At 48.8% G+C, this 15,831-nt stretch carries 12 protein-coding genes; 3 read left to right on the top strand and 9 right to left on the bottom strand.

Annotated elements, in window-relative coordinates; translation table 11 throughout:
• The first annotated feature begins 12 nt into the window (after positions 1-12).
• Both SYNPCCP_RS06845 and mnmE read left to right on the top strand, forming a co-directional pair.
• Positions 13-2,730 carry a cation-transporting P-type ATPase gene (locus tag SYNPCCP_RS06845; protein ID WP_010872526.1) on the top strand — a complete coding sequence of 906 codons (2,718 nt, stop codon included), beginning with the start codon at positions 13-15 and terminating at the stop codon, positions 2,728-2,730.
• An 89-nt stretch (positions 2,731-2,819) separates the two neighbouring features.
• Complete coding sequence (gene mnmE, locus SYNPCCP_RS06840; protein WP_010872525.1) at positions 2,820-4,190, top strand: tRNA uridine-5-carboxymethylaminomethyl(34) synthesis GTPase MnmE; 1,371 nt, start codon at positions 2,820-2,822, stop codon at positions 4,188-4,190.
• 44 nt (positions 4,191-4,234) lie between these two features.
• Here the strand turns inward: mnmE and SYNPCCP_RS06835 are convergent, their stop codons facing one another.
• The 3 genes from SYNPCCP_RS06835 to SYNPCCP_RS06820 all read right to left on the bottom strand — a co-directional run bounded on the left by SYNPCCP_RS06835 (position 4,235) and on the right by SYNPCCP_RS06820 (position 7,071).
• Positions 4,235-5,041 carry an Rpn family recombination-promoting nuclease/putative transposase gene (locus SYNPCCP_RS06835; RefSeq protein ID WP_010872524.1) on the bottom strand — a complete coding sequence of 269 codons (807 nt, stop codon included), beginning with the start codon at positions 5,039-5,041 and terminating at the stop codon, positions 4,235-4,237.
• Between the two features lie 247 nt (positions 5,042-5,288).
• Entirely contained in the window at positions 5,289-6,641 is a 1,353-nt protein-coding gene (locus SYNPCCP_RS06825; RefSeq protein WP_231848824.1) for a YncE family protein, read from the bottom strand.
• A gap of 139 nt (positions 6,642-6,780) precedes the next feature.
• A complete protein-coding gene (locus SYNPCCP_RS06820) occupies positions 6,781-7,071 on the bottom strand; it encodes a hypothetical protein (protein WP_010872522.1) in 291 nt (96 codons plus the stop codon).
• Between the two features lie 353 nt (positions 7,072-7,424).
• Here SYNPCCP_RS06820 and SYNPCCP_RS06815 point away from each other — a divergent pair, with 353 nt between their 5' ends.
• Complete coding sequence (locus tag SYNPCCP_RS06815) at positions 7,425-8,624, top strand: glutathione S-transferase family protein (RefSeq protein ID WP_010872521.1); 1,200 nt, start codon at positions 7,425-7,427, stop codon at positions 8,622-8,624.
• Here the strand turns inward: SYNPCCP_RS06815 and SYNPCCP_RS06810 are convergent.
• The 6 genes from SYNPCCP_RS06810 to SYNPCCP_RS06785 all read right to left on the bottom strand — a co-directional run bounded on the left by SYNPCCP_RS06810 (position 8,600) and on the right by SYNPCCP_RS06785 (position 15,828).
• Positions 8,600-9,229, bottom strand: coding sequence for a DUF4129 domain-containing protein (locus SYNPCCP_RS06810; RefSeq protein ID WP_010872520.1), 630 nt, complete (start codon positions 9,227-9,229; stop codon positions 8,600-8,602). The two genes, SYNPCCP_RS06815 and SYNPCCP_RS06810, sit on opposite strands and share 25 nt — an antisense overlap.
• Positions 9,230-9,261: 32 nt before the next feature.
• On the bottom strand, positions 9,262-11,883 hold the full coding sequence (cphA, locus tag SYNPCCP_RS06805; protein ID WP_010872519.1) for a cyanophycin synthetase: 2,622 nt from the start codon (positions 11,881-11,883) through the stop codon (positions 9,262-9,264).
• A gap of 147 nt (positions 11,884-12,030) precedes the next feature.
• Positions 12,031-12,846, bottom strand: a complete 816-nt coding sequence (locus SYNPCCP_RS06800; RefSeq protein WP_010872518.1) for a cyanophycinase — start codon at positions 12,844-12,846, stop codon at positions 12,031-12,033.
• A gap of 257 nt (positions 12,847-13,103) precedes the next feature.
• A complete protein-coding gene (locus SYNPCCP_RS06795) occupies positions 13,104-14,069 on the bottom strand; it encodes an S-layer homology domain-containing protein (protein ID WP_010872517.1) in 966 nt (321 codons plus the stop codon).
• A 38-nt stretch (positions 14,070-14,107) separates the two neighbouring features.
• Positions 14,108-14,518, bottom strand: coding sequence for a type II toxin-antitoxin system HicA family toxin (locus SYNPCCP_RS16785; RefSeq protein WP_010872516.1), 411 nt, complete (start codon positions 14,516-14,518; stop codon positions 14,108-14,110).
• A gap of 32 nt (positions 14,519-14,550) precedes the next feature.
• Complete coding sequence (locus tag SYNPCCP_RS06785; protein ID WP_010872515.1) at positions 14,551-15,828, bottom strand: NAD(P)/FAD-dependent oxidoreductase; 1,278 nt, start codon at positions 15,826-15,828, stop codon at positions 14,551-14,553.
• Positions 15,829-15,831 lie beyond the last annotated feature (3 nt).

Here is a 15,831-nt window from a genome sequence, read left to right as displayed (position 1 = left end):
CCCCAAATCAGTATGGATTTCCCCACCTTAAGTTCTTACCTCCATCACCATCGACCAGGGGAAGACATTCTTGCAGATTTGCACACCGATCCAGGTTTAGGTCTGACAGCGGAGGCGGTGGCCCAGCGTTACGAACAATATGGCCGCAACGAATTGAAATTTAAACCGGGCAAACCAGCTTGGTTGCGTTTTCTGCTGCAATTTCACCAACCTCTGCTCTACATTCTGCTCATTGCTGGTACGGTTAAGGCTTTTCTCGGCTCCTGGACCAACGCCTGGGTTATTTGGGGAGTTACCCTAGTCAACGCCATCATTGGTTACATCCAAGAAGCGAAAGCAGAAGGGGCGATCGCCTCCTTGGCCAAGGCAGTAACAACAGAAGCCACAGTGTTGAGAGATGGGCAAAATCTACGGATTCCTTCCCAGGATTTAGTCATCGGTGACATTGTTTCCCTCGCTTCGGGGGATAAGGTGCCAGCGGATCTAAGGCTGTTAAAAGTGCGTAATCTCCAGGTGGATGAGTCGGCTTTGACGGGGGAAGCAGTGCCGGTGGAAAAGGCGGTGGAACTTTTACCGGAGGAAACGCCCCTGGCCGAAAGGTTAAACATGGCCTATGCGGGGAGCTTTGTCACCTTTGGTCAGGGAACCGGGGTGGTAGTAGCTACTGCCAATGCCACGGAAATGGGGCAAATTTCCCAATCCATGGAAAAGCAGGTCAGCCTCATGACCCCTTTGACCCGTAAGTTTGCCAAATTTAGCCACACACTGCTCTACGTAATTGTTACCCTGGCGGCCTTCACCTTTGCGGTGGGTTGGGGACGGGGTGGTTCCCCTTTGGAAATGTTTGAAGCGGCGGTGGCCTTGGCCGTTAGTGCCATTCCCGAAGGTTTGCCTGCTGTGGTGACCGTCACCTTGGCGATCGGGGTGAATCGCATGGCTAAACGTAACGCCATTATCCGTAAACTGCCCGCTGTGGAGGCGTTGGGTAGTGCCACGGTGGTTTGCTCCGATAAAACTGGGACCCTAACGGAGAATCAGATGACAGTGCAAGCGGTGTATGCGGGGGGCAAACATTACGAAGTTAGCGGCGGTGGTTACAGTCCCAAAGGAGAATTTTGGCAAGTGATGGGAGAAGAAGTGGATAACGTTTTGTTGGATGGTTTACCCCCAGTGTTGGAAGAATGTTTGCTGACGGGCATGCTCTGTAACGATTCCCAACTGGAACATCGGGGGGATGATTGGGCGGTGGTGGGGGATCCCACGGAGGGAGCACTGCTAGCTTCGGCGGCCAAGGCTGGTTTCAGTCAAGCCGGTTTGGCAAGTCAAAAACCCCGTTTAGATTCCATTCCCTTTGAATCGGATTATCAATACATGGCAACTCTCCACGATGGGGACGGCAGAACAATTTACGTCAAAGGTTCAGTGGAGTCCTTACTACAACGGTGTGAATCCATGCTCCTCGATGATGGTCAAATGGTTAGCATCGACCGAGGGGAAATTGAGGAAAATGTTGAGGATATGGCCCAACAGGGTCTAAGAGTGTTGGCCTTTGCTAAAAAAACCGTGGAGCCCCATCACCATGCGATTGACCACGGGGATATTGAAACAGGGCTAATATTTTTAGGTTTACAGGGCATGATCGACCCGCCACGACCGGAGGCCATTGCCGCAGTCCACGCCTGCCATGACGCTGGCATTGAAGTGAAAATGATCACCGGCGACCACATCAGCACCGCTCAGGCGATCGCCAAACGGATGGGTATTGCCGCTGAAGGGGATGGCATTGCTTTTGAAGGACGACAGTTGGCAACCATGGGTCCGGCAGAATTGGCCCAAGCCGCTGAAGATAGTTGCGTGTTTGCCAGGGTAGCTCCAGCACAAAAATTACAACTGGTGGAAGCTCTACAGGAGAAGGGTCACATTGTCGCCATGACGGGGGATGGGGTGAACGATGCCCCAGCTTTAAAACGGGCTGACATTGGCATTGCCATGGGTAAAGGGGGCACAGAGGTGGCTAGGGAATCCTCCGATATGTTGCTCACGGACGATAATTTTGCCTCCATTGAAGCGGCGGTGGAAGAAGGACGCACCGTTTACCAAAATCTCCGTAAGGCGATCGCCTTTTTGCTGCCGGTTAATGGCGGGGAGTCCATGACCATTTTGATCAGCGTTTTACTGGCGTTGAATTTGCCCATTCTTTCCCTGCAGGTGTTGTGGTTAAACATGATCAACTCCATCACCATGACTGTGCCCCTAGCCTTTGAAGCCAAATCACCGGGCATTATGCAACAGGCTCCCCGCAATCCCAACGAACCCCTAATTACCAAAAAGTTACTGCACCGCATTTTACTGGTATCCCTGTTCAATTGGATTCTAATTTTTGGCATGTTCGAGTGGGTTAATCGCACCTATGACGACTTAGCCCTAGCTCGTACTATGGCCATCCAAGCCCTGGTGGCCGCTAGGGTGATTTATCTACTCAGCATTAGCCAGTTAGGGCGTAGTTTTCTGGGCTATGTGACGGGTAAACGTCAAACCATTACCAAAGCCTCCATACTGTTACTGGGCATTGCGGTGGCGATCGCCTTACAAATTGGTTTCAGTCAACTGCCATTTATGAATGTATTGTTCAAAACTGCTCCCATGGACTGGCAACAGTGGGCAATCTGTTTACTACCTATGATTCCCATGGTGCCCGTGGCCATTCTGGCTAACCGCCTTGATCCTTAACCACTGTTGGGGATTTGTAGTACCTGCCGTAGTAACGAAAACCTTAAAATTAAGCCGATGGAATCCAAAATTTTGTTTGACACTAGGCAATGCAATTAGAAGATACTATTGCGGCGATCGCCACGGCCATTGTGCCCCAGCAGGGAAGCATCGGGGTGGTGCGACTATCGGGGCCACAATCCCTCACCATTGCCAAAACTTTATTCGATGCACCGGGCAACCAAACTTGGGAAAGTCATCGCATTTTGTACGGCCATGTGCGCCATCCCCAAACCAAAGCGGCGATCGATGAAGCCCTACTCCTATTGATGCTAGCGCCCCGTTCCTACACGAAAGAAGACGTGGTGGAATTCCAGTGCCATGGCGGCATTATGCCCGTGCAACAGGTTTTACAACTGTGTTTGCAACAGGGGGCCAGGCTAGCCCAGCCGGGGGAATTTAGTTTCCGGGCCTTTCTCAATGGTCGGTTGGATTTAACCCAAGCGGAAAGCATTAGTGAATTGGTGGGGGCCCAATCTCCCCAGGCAGCGGCGATCGCCTTGGCGGGATTACAGGGCAAATTAGCCCAACCGATTCGGGATTTGCGCAACACCTGTTTAGATATTTTGGCGGAAGTGGAAGCACGCATTGATTTTGAAGACGATTTACCGCCCCTGGATGAAGATTCAATTCGTCAGCAATTGCAGAATTTGTACCAACAATTGGAGGACATTTTAAACACAGCCCAGCGGGGGGAATTATTGCGCACGGGTTTAAAAGTGGCCATTGTCGGACAGCCCAACGTGGGAAAATCTAGTCTGCTCAATGCCTGGAGCCGCACCGACCGGGCGATCGTCACAGATCTACCGGGCACGACGAGGGACGTGGTGGAATCCCAACTTGTAGTAGAGGGCATTCCCATCCAGGTATTGGATACGGCAGGAATACGGGAAACAGCGGATCAGGTGGAGCAAATCGGAGTGGAACGCTCTCGCAAAGCGGCCCAACAGGCGGATTTAGTTTTGCTGACGGTGGATGCCCACCAGGGTTGGACAGAAGCGGATCAATTGATTTATGAGCAAGTCAAAGACCGCCCTTTGATTTTAGTCATTAACAAAATTGATTTAGGCCGGGCTGATTTGGTCAGTTATCCACCAGAAATCACCAACACAGTGTTAACTGCAGCCGCCGCTAATCTAGGCATTGAAGCTTTGGAAAATGCCATTATTGAGCAAGTAAATCAAACCAATTTATCACCGCAAAATTTGGACTTTGCCATTAACCAAAGGCAAGAGGCTGTTTTAACGGAAGCTCAACTGGCGCTCAAGCAATTGCAACAAACCATGGCGGAACAGTTACCCCTAGATTTTTGGACTATTGATTTACGTTTGGCTATCAATGCCCTTGGGCAAGTGACAGGGGAAACGGTAACAGAATCAGTCTTAGACCGTATTTTTAGCCGCTTTTGCATCGGCAAGTGATGGGCGGGTCAGCCTATATGCCAAAGGATAATCACTATAAATCCTTAATTATTTTGGTTAGCGACAAACTGATTAACTAGTTCAACATCAATATCTAACTCCTTGGCAATTTCGGCGATCGTAAGACCTAATTTTTTCAACAGAGGTATAGTTTCCAGTTTTCCCTCGAGCCGACCCTCTAGTTTCCCTTCCAGTTTGCCCTTAAGTAAACCTCGTTGTTCCCCTTCCCGTAAAATTTCTTGATAGACAGCGGATTCCTTCATAATTTCACTCCTTAAAATCGTTTTGATCAGCTCAGGGGCCAGCAGGATTCCTCCAAAAACAGAAGTTGCTGCCATGAGATTTGCTTTAACTCGATTATCCTCAATCTGTTCCAATACAGTCGCCACTTCCCTCAATTTTAATGTAGGGTCAGAGGTCTGCGTCAATACCGCTAGGGGCAACAACCCTGGACTTTGGAGAAATGCTTCCGATGGTTGCTCCCAAAGCCGAATCGCTTGGTAACGGTGCAAAGTCTCCCCCACCTGAAAACTATCCTGATAAACTAAATCATTGTTACTACGTTTCAGGTAGATAACGAATTGGTGCATCGTTTTCTGGGGGAAACGGCGATAAACCCTTACCCGATAGTCCAACATCCGAAAACCCATGGTGGGGTCAGGTTCCGTTTGGAATTCCAAATGTAAAACCAAGTCTTCCGATTGCTCCAAAATTAGGGAGTCAGCCCGAATTGGCTCCAGGGATAATTCCGTTGGACTGAGCTTGGTCAATTTGATTGGTCGTCCCAGCAACCAGGCAGCATAGTCTTCGGAAAATGATTCGGCCAGAAATTTGCACAGATTGTCAAACATACCCAAATTCTAAGGGTCTAATCGAATCCATCTAAAATTACCCAAAAGCCTTAAACCTTCTGTGATGTTACCCCAGGCTGCCATTAACCGAAAATGATTATAAGCATCAAATTCAGTCAAAGTAATGGTTGAAAGCTCCTCAACCAACTTATTCACACTGATTCCCCTAGACTTCGCAAACTGTTTGAGTTTGGAGTGCTTACGATCAGGCATCCGTATCGCCAAGAGCTTTCTATCTCTTGTGATTTTAGTTCCACTTCAACTGGTAAAGAGAATTAGTATCACGATCCGAAATATACAGTTCATGAGATTTATTAGGATTAAATGCCAGCCCTGAAATACTATTAAGCTTTGACTGATATCTCCATTCCAATTTTGCAGTTTTCAAATCGAAAGCGGCAATCCACCCAGAGCTGTAGTCGGCAACGAAAAGAGATTTTCCATCGCTAGCAAGTCCCGAAGGTTTGTCTAGCCAATTTTCTGAAATAAAAGTTTCCTGAGGCACATTGTAAACATAAGAATATTCTGCAAGAACTTCCATAGGAGGAATCCAAGCTTGGCCAAGTTCCGCTATCTTAGCAAGATCTCCATGAGTTCTTACCCAGTTACTAATAGCCTCTGGTTCATCTCCATCCATTGAGACACTTTTAACATCTTCCCAGCTAATTATTCCAGTGCCAACTTGTTCTTTATCGTATTGATCTGACCAACTTTTGACAATGGTTTGTACATTTCCCTCCGTAGTAGCTATTCTCTCAACTTTGCCCATACCAGTATTGGAAAAGTAGAGCCAATCATCTAGCACCAACATTCCGCTAGGTATATCTTTGTCACGTTTGAAATCAATTTCTGGGTAACGCCAAACAATGCCATCGCCATGAAAACCATTACCTTCCTGGTGATCTCGGTTAAAGTCATAGCGCATTAAATGCCCATTACCCAAGCACTGCTTATTGCTGTCTCGACTACCACAGCCATCTAGCAAGAAATAGGCATTACCCTTGTCATGGGCAATTCCCATGGCTAACGGACTTTCATGCAACATATCCAAGTGGCTCCCTTCACGCGGCCAGTAACATTGCTGAACGCTAGAATTCCAATAAGTTAAAGGACATCCTTGTGAAAGAGTCAAATCACGGTCTGGATCATGTCCGTTCCCAGGTTGCGGCCAATCTTCTAGATATTTCTTAGTTTGTCCAGCCAAAGCATAGGTGCTTGCCGAGAACAAAGTAGGACCCATGAAATGGTTATTAACAAAATTTTTATTTCGCTCAGGATTTTTGATGAAATTCATTCCCCGTAACTCGTTGATCGAGTCATTTGAGACTGCGAACGTGTCATCATAACCAAATGCAATGCCGGTTGGTTTGGCTAGAAAATGCTCAGCGTAGGCATCACTTTTAACTGATACTTCTAGGTTAGACTCTCCAAGATTTGTTAAAGTTGCGATTGAGTCATTGCCATGATTGACTACCCACAGTTGATTGGATTGATTAGGTCTAAATGCCATTCCTGCAGGCTCATACAACTTGTCTTCTAGAGGGATTCTTGAAAGCGTCATCTTTGGCTGTGCAGATAACTGCTGCAGTCCGATCGCCATTCCGAAAACTAGGAATATTGACACTATGAGAACTTGGACAAAACGAGTTTGCTTCATTGATATTTGGTGCATAAATACTTGTGGAGTGCTTAGGTAAAATATATCCAAATTTTACGGGCGATCGCCGTTTGGCAATGAATTATTCCCTTGGACAATTAATGGCTTTGAATTGAAGCAGTTCGGCGGGGCCAGCCCAGCCAAGGGGCTTGGGGGAAGGTTTTCGCTCAAACGTTACCTGACAGTCTTGACCGTAGTTGATGGTTTGATTTTCTAGGTCTATGGATTTCAACGTTGCCGCCACGTCAGGATTCTCTTTAACATAGTTGACCATTGCCTCCAAATCTTTGACGTTCTGATATTGAGGGGGCAAAGCGGCGATCGCCATTGGAGAAAAAGATAAAGTAATCAGTGCGGGAATAATTTGCTTCATATTGTTGCTACCGATGCTTTCGCTTCACCTTACATCAAAACCTACCAGTCGTAAAAATAATACAATTTCGCGAAAAGAGCCCGATTTCATTACTTGGCTGATTTTTTGATCATACTAATAGTTAGAATTAAAGATGTGAACGCTGTCCTAGAACCACTCCGATCATTTTGGTTGAATTAGAAACTATAGCGAAGATCGAGACGGTTAGAACCAACAGTCACTGAAACCTTCTCGGAATAAACGTTTTGAAGTTGAAAGTGTCTCGAATAACTCACTTTTTGCTATAGTTAAAACACAAAATATTTCTCCCAAATTTCTTATTTTGTTCCACCATTATTAAGATAATAATTTTTATGATTACTCCCCTTTCTTGGCAAGCTTTAGCTGAACTATCCGACTATCAGGTGGATACGGTTAATGGTCCCACCAATGCCCAGGCAACTCTGAGATTATTTGGACAATCAAAGGAGTCTTTACAAGTTACTCTTTATCGCGATAACCATGCCTGGTGCCCCTATTGTCAAAAAGTTTGGTTATGGTTAGAAGAAAAGCAAATTCCTTACCGAATCAAAAAGGTGACCATGTTTTGCTATGGGGAAAAGGAGGATTGGTATAAAAAATTAGTGCCATCGGGAATGTTGCCTGCCTTGGAACTGGATGGTAGATTTTACACTGAAAGCGATGATATTTTAATAGCCTTAGAAAAAGCTTTTGGACCATTGCTTTGGGCGATGGAAGATCCATTGGTATTACCCCTTAGAAAACTAGAAAGGTTACTGTTTCGAGCCTGGTGTAATTGGCTCTGCTACCCTGCCATGTTTCCCGGTGCTGATCAACGGAATCAACAACAGTTTCAACAGGTGGTGAATCAAGTGGAAAAAGCATTGGAAAAATTACCTGGCCCGTATTTCTTACCAGAATTTAGCACTGCTGACATCGTTTTTGTTCCCTACGTGGAGCGCATGAATGCGAGCTTGTTTTATTACAAAGGTTATTCCCTAAGGGAGGATAATCCCCGCTTAAAAGACTGGTTTGCGGCGCTGGAAACCCGGATGACCTATAGGGGTACCCAGAGTGATTTCCATACCCATGCCCATGATTTGCCGCCCCAAATGGGTGGTTGTTACTCCAACGGTAGTGTCCAGGCCCAGCAGAATCAACAGCGGGTGGACAACGGCCCTTGGTTTGGTTTACCCGATGCCACCTGCCCGGAACCGGAAAATGTTAAGCAAGAGGCGATCGCCAGGGTGGTGAAACACCACGAAAATATTATTAAGGTCAATGCCCATAACCAGGGGGAAAAGTTTGATCAAGCTCTGCGCTGTGCGTTGACCCTACTGGCCACGGGGGAAAAATGTGCGGCACCCCAGGGTACAGACCAAGCATTGCGTTATCTGCGGGATCGGATTAATGTGCCCAGGGATATGTCCATTTATGCAGCTAAACATCTTCGTCAAGCTTTGGAAACCACCGCCAGTTTAGTGGGGGACAGCGAAGGAGAACCCATTCCAGTGCGCCACCGCCGGGATCAAGACCCAGCAAATTTTCGCTGATCCGTCCTTGTTTTCGGAGCCCGTTCCAAAGATGCGATCGCCCCTTGGCAATCTTCAAATAACTCTAGGGAAGCCTGTTGCTGGCCAAAACAGAGTTCCTGATGGACGGTGAAAATGGTGTCGTAGGCGCCGGCCTGGGGAAATTGTTCCGTTAACTGTTGATATTCCCGGTCAGTTCTCCCCGGTGTCGGTTCTAAACCTCTTTGCTCCTGCAACATTTGCAACGTGGCCAAGTACAAATATCGGCAGGCTTGGTAATAATCTCCTTGGCGGGCGGCCTGCTGAGCAGCTTTGAGCCAATGGTTAACTCCGGGATTTGGGGGCGAAAAATGGGGATTGAGATCAACGTTGCTCAGATTCTGCCAATATCTCTGCCAAGTTTTGCGGTTAAACCAAATAGCGGCGATCACCAAGGCAATAATTAACCAGAGTAAGCCGTGGAAAATTAACTCTTCCCACCACTCCCAATTGGGAATGTCCAGCCCTGGTATCGGCGGCACTCCCTGCCACAGGCGATCGGTCTGCCAAGCCAGCCATTCCCGTCCATTTTGGGTTAACTGTTGCAATTCCCAGGCAAGGTTACTTTTTTGGTAGGTGGTGTCCATAGCAATGACTCCAGCAAGGGGGAAGAAAACCTTTAACCAATGGGTTTACGGGCTTTAATTAACTCAATGGCTTTGCTCACACTTTCGGGGAACACTACCACCAAACCCTTTTCCTCTACCTGATCTAAAGCCTTATTCAACGCTACAGTTTCGTCCAAAATTACCTCATAGGCCGCGCCGGGATTCTCCTGCAAAATGCCTTTAACAATTAAATCCGCTGTTTCTCCCCCACTCCGGCCCCGTTTATCATCATCTTCTTTGACAATGATCCGGTCAAATACCTGGGCCGCAATTTGTCCCAGTTCAATTAGATCACTATCTCGGCGATCGCCAGGGCCTCCCACCACACCAAAGCGTTGACCGTGCCAGTTTTTGACAAAATCCCCCACGGCCCGATAGCCCGCCGGGTTATGGGCGTAATCCACCAGTGCATGGTACCGACCCAGATTGAACAAATTCATCCTTCCAGGGGTCTGTTCCGCTGAGGTGGTGAAAGTCCTTACTCCTTGGCGAATAACTTCAACATCTAAGCCATTAACAAAAGCCGCCAGACAGGCTGCCAGGGCATTGGCAATCATAAACGGTGCCATCCCCCCCATGGTCATGGGAATCAATGTGGCCTCTTCCACCCGCAGAGTCCAAGAGCCTTCCAAAATGGACACATAACCAGACTCATACACCGCCGCAATGCCATTCCGCCGTATGTGGTTTTGGATAACAGGATTATCGGGGTTCATGGAGAAATAGGCCACTTTGGCTTTCACTTTGTCTGCCATAGCCGCTACTAAAGGATCATCCGCATTGAGCACCGCATAACCACTGGGGTCCACCACCTCTGCAATGACGGACTTAACTTTGGCCATTTGTTCGATGGTGTCGATGTCTCCCAAACCGAGGTGATCCGCCGCCACGTTGAGCACTACCCCCACGTCACAGGTATCAAAAGCAAGACCTGCCCGTAAAATGCCTCCCCGGGCCGTTTCTAACACTGCCACCTCCACCGTAGGATCCCGCAAAATTACTGCGGCACTCTGGGGCCCCGTATTATCGCCTTTTTCCACGCAGTATTCGTTGATATAAATGGCATCGGTGCTGGTGTAACCCACCGTTTTGCCCGTTTGCCGATAAATGTGAGCCAAGAGGCGGGTGGTGGTGGTTTTACCATTAGTCCCCGTCACGGCCAAAATGGGAATGCGGCTGGGGGTACCGGAGGGAAAGAGCATATCCAATACTGGTGCGGCCACGTTACGGGGCAGACCCTGGCTGGGGGCCACATGCATACGAAAACCTGGAGCGGCGTTAACTTCCACAATTACTCCGTTGGTTTCCCGTAGGGGCTTGCTGATGTCGGAGGTCACCACGTCAATGCCGGCAATGTCCAAGCCAATGACCTTGGCTACCCTTTCCATCAACCAGATATTTTCCGGGTGAATATCATCGGTGCGGTCAATGGCTATGCCTCCCGTGCTGAGGTTAGCGGTGGCCCGCAGGTAAACCACTTCATCCTTAGGTAAAACACTGTCTAGGTTATAACCCTGGCGTTCCATCACATCGATCGCCGTTTTATTGACCACGATTTTAGTGAGGATGTTGGCATGGCCATCGCCGCGATTGGGATCCTGATTAGTTTTATCAATTAATTCAGTGATGGTGGAAGTGCCATCCCCGGTTACATGGGCTGGAATTCTTTCCGCCACCGCCACTAGCTTGCCATTGACTACCAAGACCCGGTGGTCACTGCCCTCGTAGTAACGCTCCACAATAATGGAACGACTTTTGGACTCCTCAGCGGCCAGATCATAGGCGGCGATCGCCTCTTCCCAATGGCGCACATTGATGGTGATCCCCCGACCATGGTTACCGTCCAGGGGTTTAATTACCACTGGATAACCCCCGACATCATTGATGGCTTCTTCCAAATCATCAAAATATTGGATAGTGGTGCCCCGGGGAACGGGAATGCCCGCATCTTGGAGAATGGTTTTTGTACCTTCCTTATCACAGGCCAGTTCAACCCCCAGAATGCCGGAATGGGAACTAAGGGTGGCCTGAATTCTCTGTTGGTGAACCCCATAACCCAATTGCACCATGGCCCTGGCACTGAGCAGCATCCAGGGAATTTTACGGGCATCGGCTTCAGTGACAATGGTTTCTGTGCTGGGCCCCAGGGCTGAGTTAGCGCCCAAATCCCGTAAATCTTCCAGATCCTTTTCCAATTCTGTCAGGGAATAATCCCCCGTATCCACCAAGGAACGACACAAGCGCACCGCGGCTCGGCCAGCGTAACGTCCTGCCTGTTCATCTACGTATTCATAAACAACGTTATAAATGCCTGGGGTGGAGGTTTCTCTGGTGCGACCAAACCCCGCCGTCATCCCCACCAACTCCTGTAATTCCAGGGCCACATGCTCGACTATATGGCCCATATAGGTTCCCTCCCGCACCCTTGCCAAAAAGCCGCCCCGGTGTCCTGGGGAGCAAAAATGTTCTACAAGAGAAGGCAACACCCTGATCAACCCTTCATAAAAACCAGGAATACTGTTGGAGGGTCGCTCCGCCAAATCCTCCAGGTCGAGGCGCATTACAATTAACTTCTTGCGTCGAATGCTCCAGTAGTTAGGGCCGCGGAGGGTAAGGGTTTTAAGAATTTTCATGATCTGTGTCAGTCAAGAACCAATGCAAGAAGCGCAACACGCCGACTATCATTCTCAAGCTAGGCCTCTGACTGAAACTGTTCGCTGTGAACAATTGATCCGAGTCAGCCCCCAGGGTCAGGGAACCTTACCTGCCTTGGGTCATGGCTAGGTTACCCGGGGAAAGGCCCGCTGTTTTACCTGATGATAAACCTCCCCATGGACAAGGATATTGAGCCGCAAATTATGGAGACTCAATGGGGCATTGGCCCCCACCAAAGCGGCGTTAGTGTAGCTCATGTCCCTGGCATCGACAAAGGAGACTGTGCCTTGGCCAATTACCTTAACGGAACCGTCCCGCTCAAACATGGCGCAGGTATCTTCATCAATACCCAAACCCAGCAGCTCAGGATGGGTAGAGATGGCACTCAACAGCCGGGCCATGCGATTACGATTGTGAAAGTGCTGATCCACCACAATTTCCGGCACAATGCCCAGCCCCACCGCCATATCCACCAGCGCTCGATTGGGCCATTCACCGCTACTGCCCCCGGCGATCATGTGATGCCCCATTACTGCCGCCCCCGCACTGGTGCCCGCTAAGCTTATTTCCCCGTTATGTACCCGCTGACGAATGCGGTCCATTAGGGGAGTGTCCGCCAACAGGCCACAGAGACGCAATTGATCCCCCCCGGTCATGAAAATACCTGTACACTGTTCCACAAACAATCGGTAGCCACTGTCATCCCCCTGGGCACGGTCACGGATGTCCAAGACTTTTAACTCCTTGACCCCCATGTCGCTAAAGATGGTTTGATATCTCTCCCCAATCAGTAGGGGCTCCCGAGATGCAGATGGAATGATGCCAATAATGGCGTCGTTGCCACCGGAACGCGACCAAAAGGTTTGCAAAATTTCACGGCCGTGAACTTTATCTTCTGCACCACCAATAATTAAGATGGCCGGTTGGGAGGATAGGGGCATTGTCAACTCTTAGGGGTTCAGTTCTCTGATCAGCAGACTAATATTATCTTGACCGGACAAAGAAAAAAAGTCCATGCCAAGAGTTTTTGTGGGCAGTTTGACAACTATTGGGGCGACTTAATCGGCGTTGAATGCCCCGACGAAATTACAATTATTAGTTGGATAGGTTTAACCCATGGTTACTGCCATGGTCAAAGCTAGTTAAATTTAGTCAAATTTAAGTTCAATTAACCAGTGTGAGCGATTTTAGCTCTTAATTAATTAGGTGAATTACCTTGAGTATCCGGATTAACAGTATCTGGAGTAACAGTGGGCTCAACTCCGGGGGATGGGGATGCGGGAGCATTGATTACATCTTTCGCACTTAAGCCGTCGGTTTGGACTCCTAAAAACCAGAGGGCAGAGGCCGCTTCTCCCCTAGTTACGGGACGCTGGGGTTGAAAGATAGTGATGTAACCAAACACTCTTTTCAGGTTGGCTTGATCGCCGTTTTGGAAGTCGGCGGCTAGGGCGGGCCAAATGTTGGGATTGATTTTGGCCGCGTCCTGAAAACCCCAGGTTTCTTTGATATTTTCCAGGCTCGCATTGGGCAGGGCTCGGCGTTGATCTAGGGGCACTTTCCAACGGACTAAATCTTCCCTGGTTAGGGGCGCATCGGGGCGAAACTGACTAGCAGTGGGGTCGTTGGTGAGGCTAGAGGGGATTAAGCCGGCGTCGGCTAAACCTTGAATTTGAGCAAAGTCGGGATGGGTGGGGGGAACGTCGGTGAAAAGAGGGGTGGCGTTACTGGGAGCGGGGCGGATTTGTTTACTGGGCTGGTTAGCAAAAAAGACGTTATTGGCCTGAAATAACCAACGGGCAAATTCTCCCCGACTGATGTTACTTTGGGGCGCAAATTCCTGACTTGTTTTGGCTTGCACAATGTCTAGTTGAGCTAAATCCTCAATTTCTTCCCTTTGGCGATCGCCTACTTTGTCTAGATCGCTAAAAGTGCCAGTGGAAAAGGTGGCCGTGGGGGTAGGTTCCGGTGTGGTGGGGGTATCCGGCTCCGTAGTTTCTGGGGTCGGAGTGGGGGAAACAGTGGTGGTGGGACTGGGGGAACTACCCAGGGAAGGATTGGCGGCAAAACGATCCTGCAATGCTTGGTTGCCGCTACAGGCCCCCAACAGGGCGCAAAGTCCGGCAATTAAATAGGGAAAAAACGACGAAGATTTTTGAGCCATTGACAACAGGGAATGATTTTGGTGTGAAGAGGGGAAAATTAAGCCGCAACTGTTACGTAGGCAGAAAAGGAAGTTGGCTCTGGGATAGTTAATCCTTCTAAACGCATTCCCTCCAAGTGAAAGGCGATCGCCTCCGACATATTTTGTTCAACTTCTTGCTTCGTTTTTCCTGTTGCCACACATCCTGGTAAATCGGGAGAATAGGCGGAAAATCCCGTTGTTGTCGTTTCAATGATGACTAAATACTTCATAAAGTAATACCTGATTGCTTGAGAAGATTGCTTGAGAATACTGGCTAGTGTCCCAGGGGCTAATTCGTCACTGGGTTTGCCCAGTACAGTTACCAAACCTGCCTTGTGGGGGTGCTTCAATTGCCGATGACTTCCCCGTATTCGAGCTACGTACCAACCATCCCGTTCTAAGATTTTGAGGATTACTTTAACCTTCATCGTTTAGGGATAATTGGTTTTATTGGCTCTAATCATGGTGAGAGTTTTCTGAGCCATTGGCGGCACTGCTGGCTAAATTGGGCAACTTTTTTGAGCAACAGGGGAGTAATGCCCCCATAGATCCTATCAAATCGGTAATGGAAAAGGAGATCCAGCACGTCATCATAGCGGAGGTAACTCAAGTAGGTCACCCCCAAATCAATCTGGCGATCGCCGAATTCGAGGTAAACCCGTTGGCTTAATTTTTCTGTCCGTTGCCAGGGTTCAGCAAAATGGGCTTTCATGGCCTGTTCATATTTTTCAAAAGCTTGTACATGACCCCGGAGATAATCCGCCACAAAAGGAACGGCAATATTGGCTCCCTGCATACCATGGCGGATGCCTTCCCCCCCTAAAAAGTTCACCGTTGATACCGCATCACCGATCGCCAGCACGGAGCCCCGATGGTATGTATCCCCCTGGTTAACGGCATAGTCCAGCACAGAGCCGTGAATTTCCTCCAGATGGTATTGGGATTTTTCCAGTTTTAAATAATCCCGGATAATAGCTTCAGTGTAGGAACGGAGCGGCTTCAATTCGCCCAAATAACGGTGTTGCCCGGCAAAAATTGCTGTCCCTACCTTTAACTGGTGATTATCCATGGGAAAAATCCAGGAATAACCCTGGGGACTCCAACGGTAACCGAGGAAAAAAACTAGGGTATCCGCAAAACGTTGGTGGGTGGTTTCATCTACTGTAATCAAATATTCCGTACCAATGCCCCGATAATATTGGTTGTTATCCGTCGCTTTGGGTTGCCCACAATTAATCACTGCCCGTTTTGACCCCGTTGCATCAATGAGTACCTGAGTTTTTACTGTAACTTTTTCGACTTTCTCCACTGAGTCACTACTTAGGGAATTTTTACTAGATCGCCGCAGGGTAACCTCCAAACCATCACCAACTTGCTGGTAACCCCAAAAGCGGTGCCCCAACCACACTTGCCCCCCTGCTTTCGTGACCGTATCCGCTAAAAATTGTCGCAATTTAGCAAAATCGAACACCACACCCCGGGGTTGATCGCTGTACCATATTTGTTCCTTTTCCGTGGCGGCGATCGCCAAATTGCGCCAATAACGGGCCACCACCCCCGGGGGCAGATCGAACAATGCCATGGTTTCCAAAGGACTAGCCGCGCTGGAGTAATTATTTTGGCTAAAATTTGAATGTTGCTCCACTAGCAGGACTCGGACACCTTGTTGGGCCAACTGTCGGGCACATTGGCCCCCGGCCGGCCCCGCCCCAATTATCACCACTGCAAACTCTTCCATCCT

Source organism: Synechocystis sp. PCC 6803 substr. PCC-P, assembly GCF_000284455.1.
Lineage (GTDB): Bacteria > Cyanobacteriota > Cyanobacteriia > Cyanobacteriales > Microcystaceae > Synechocystis.
This window is presented reverse-complemented; position numbering and strand designations above follow the sequence as displayed.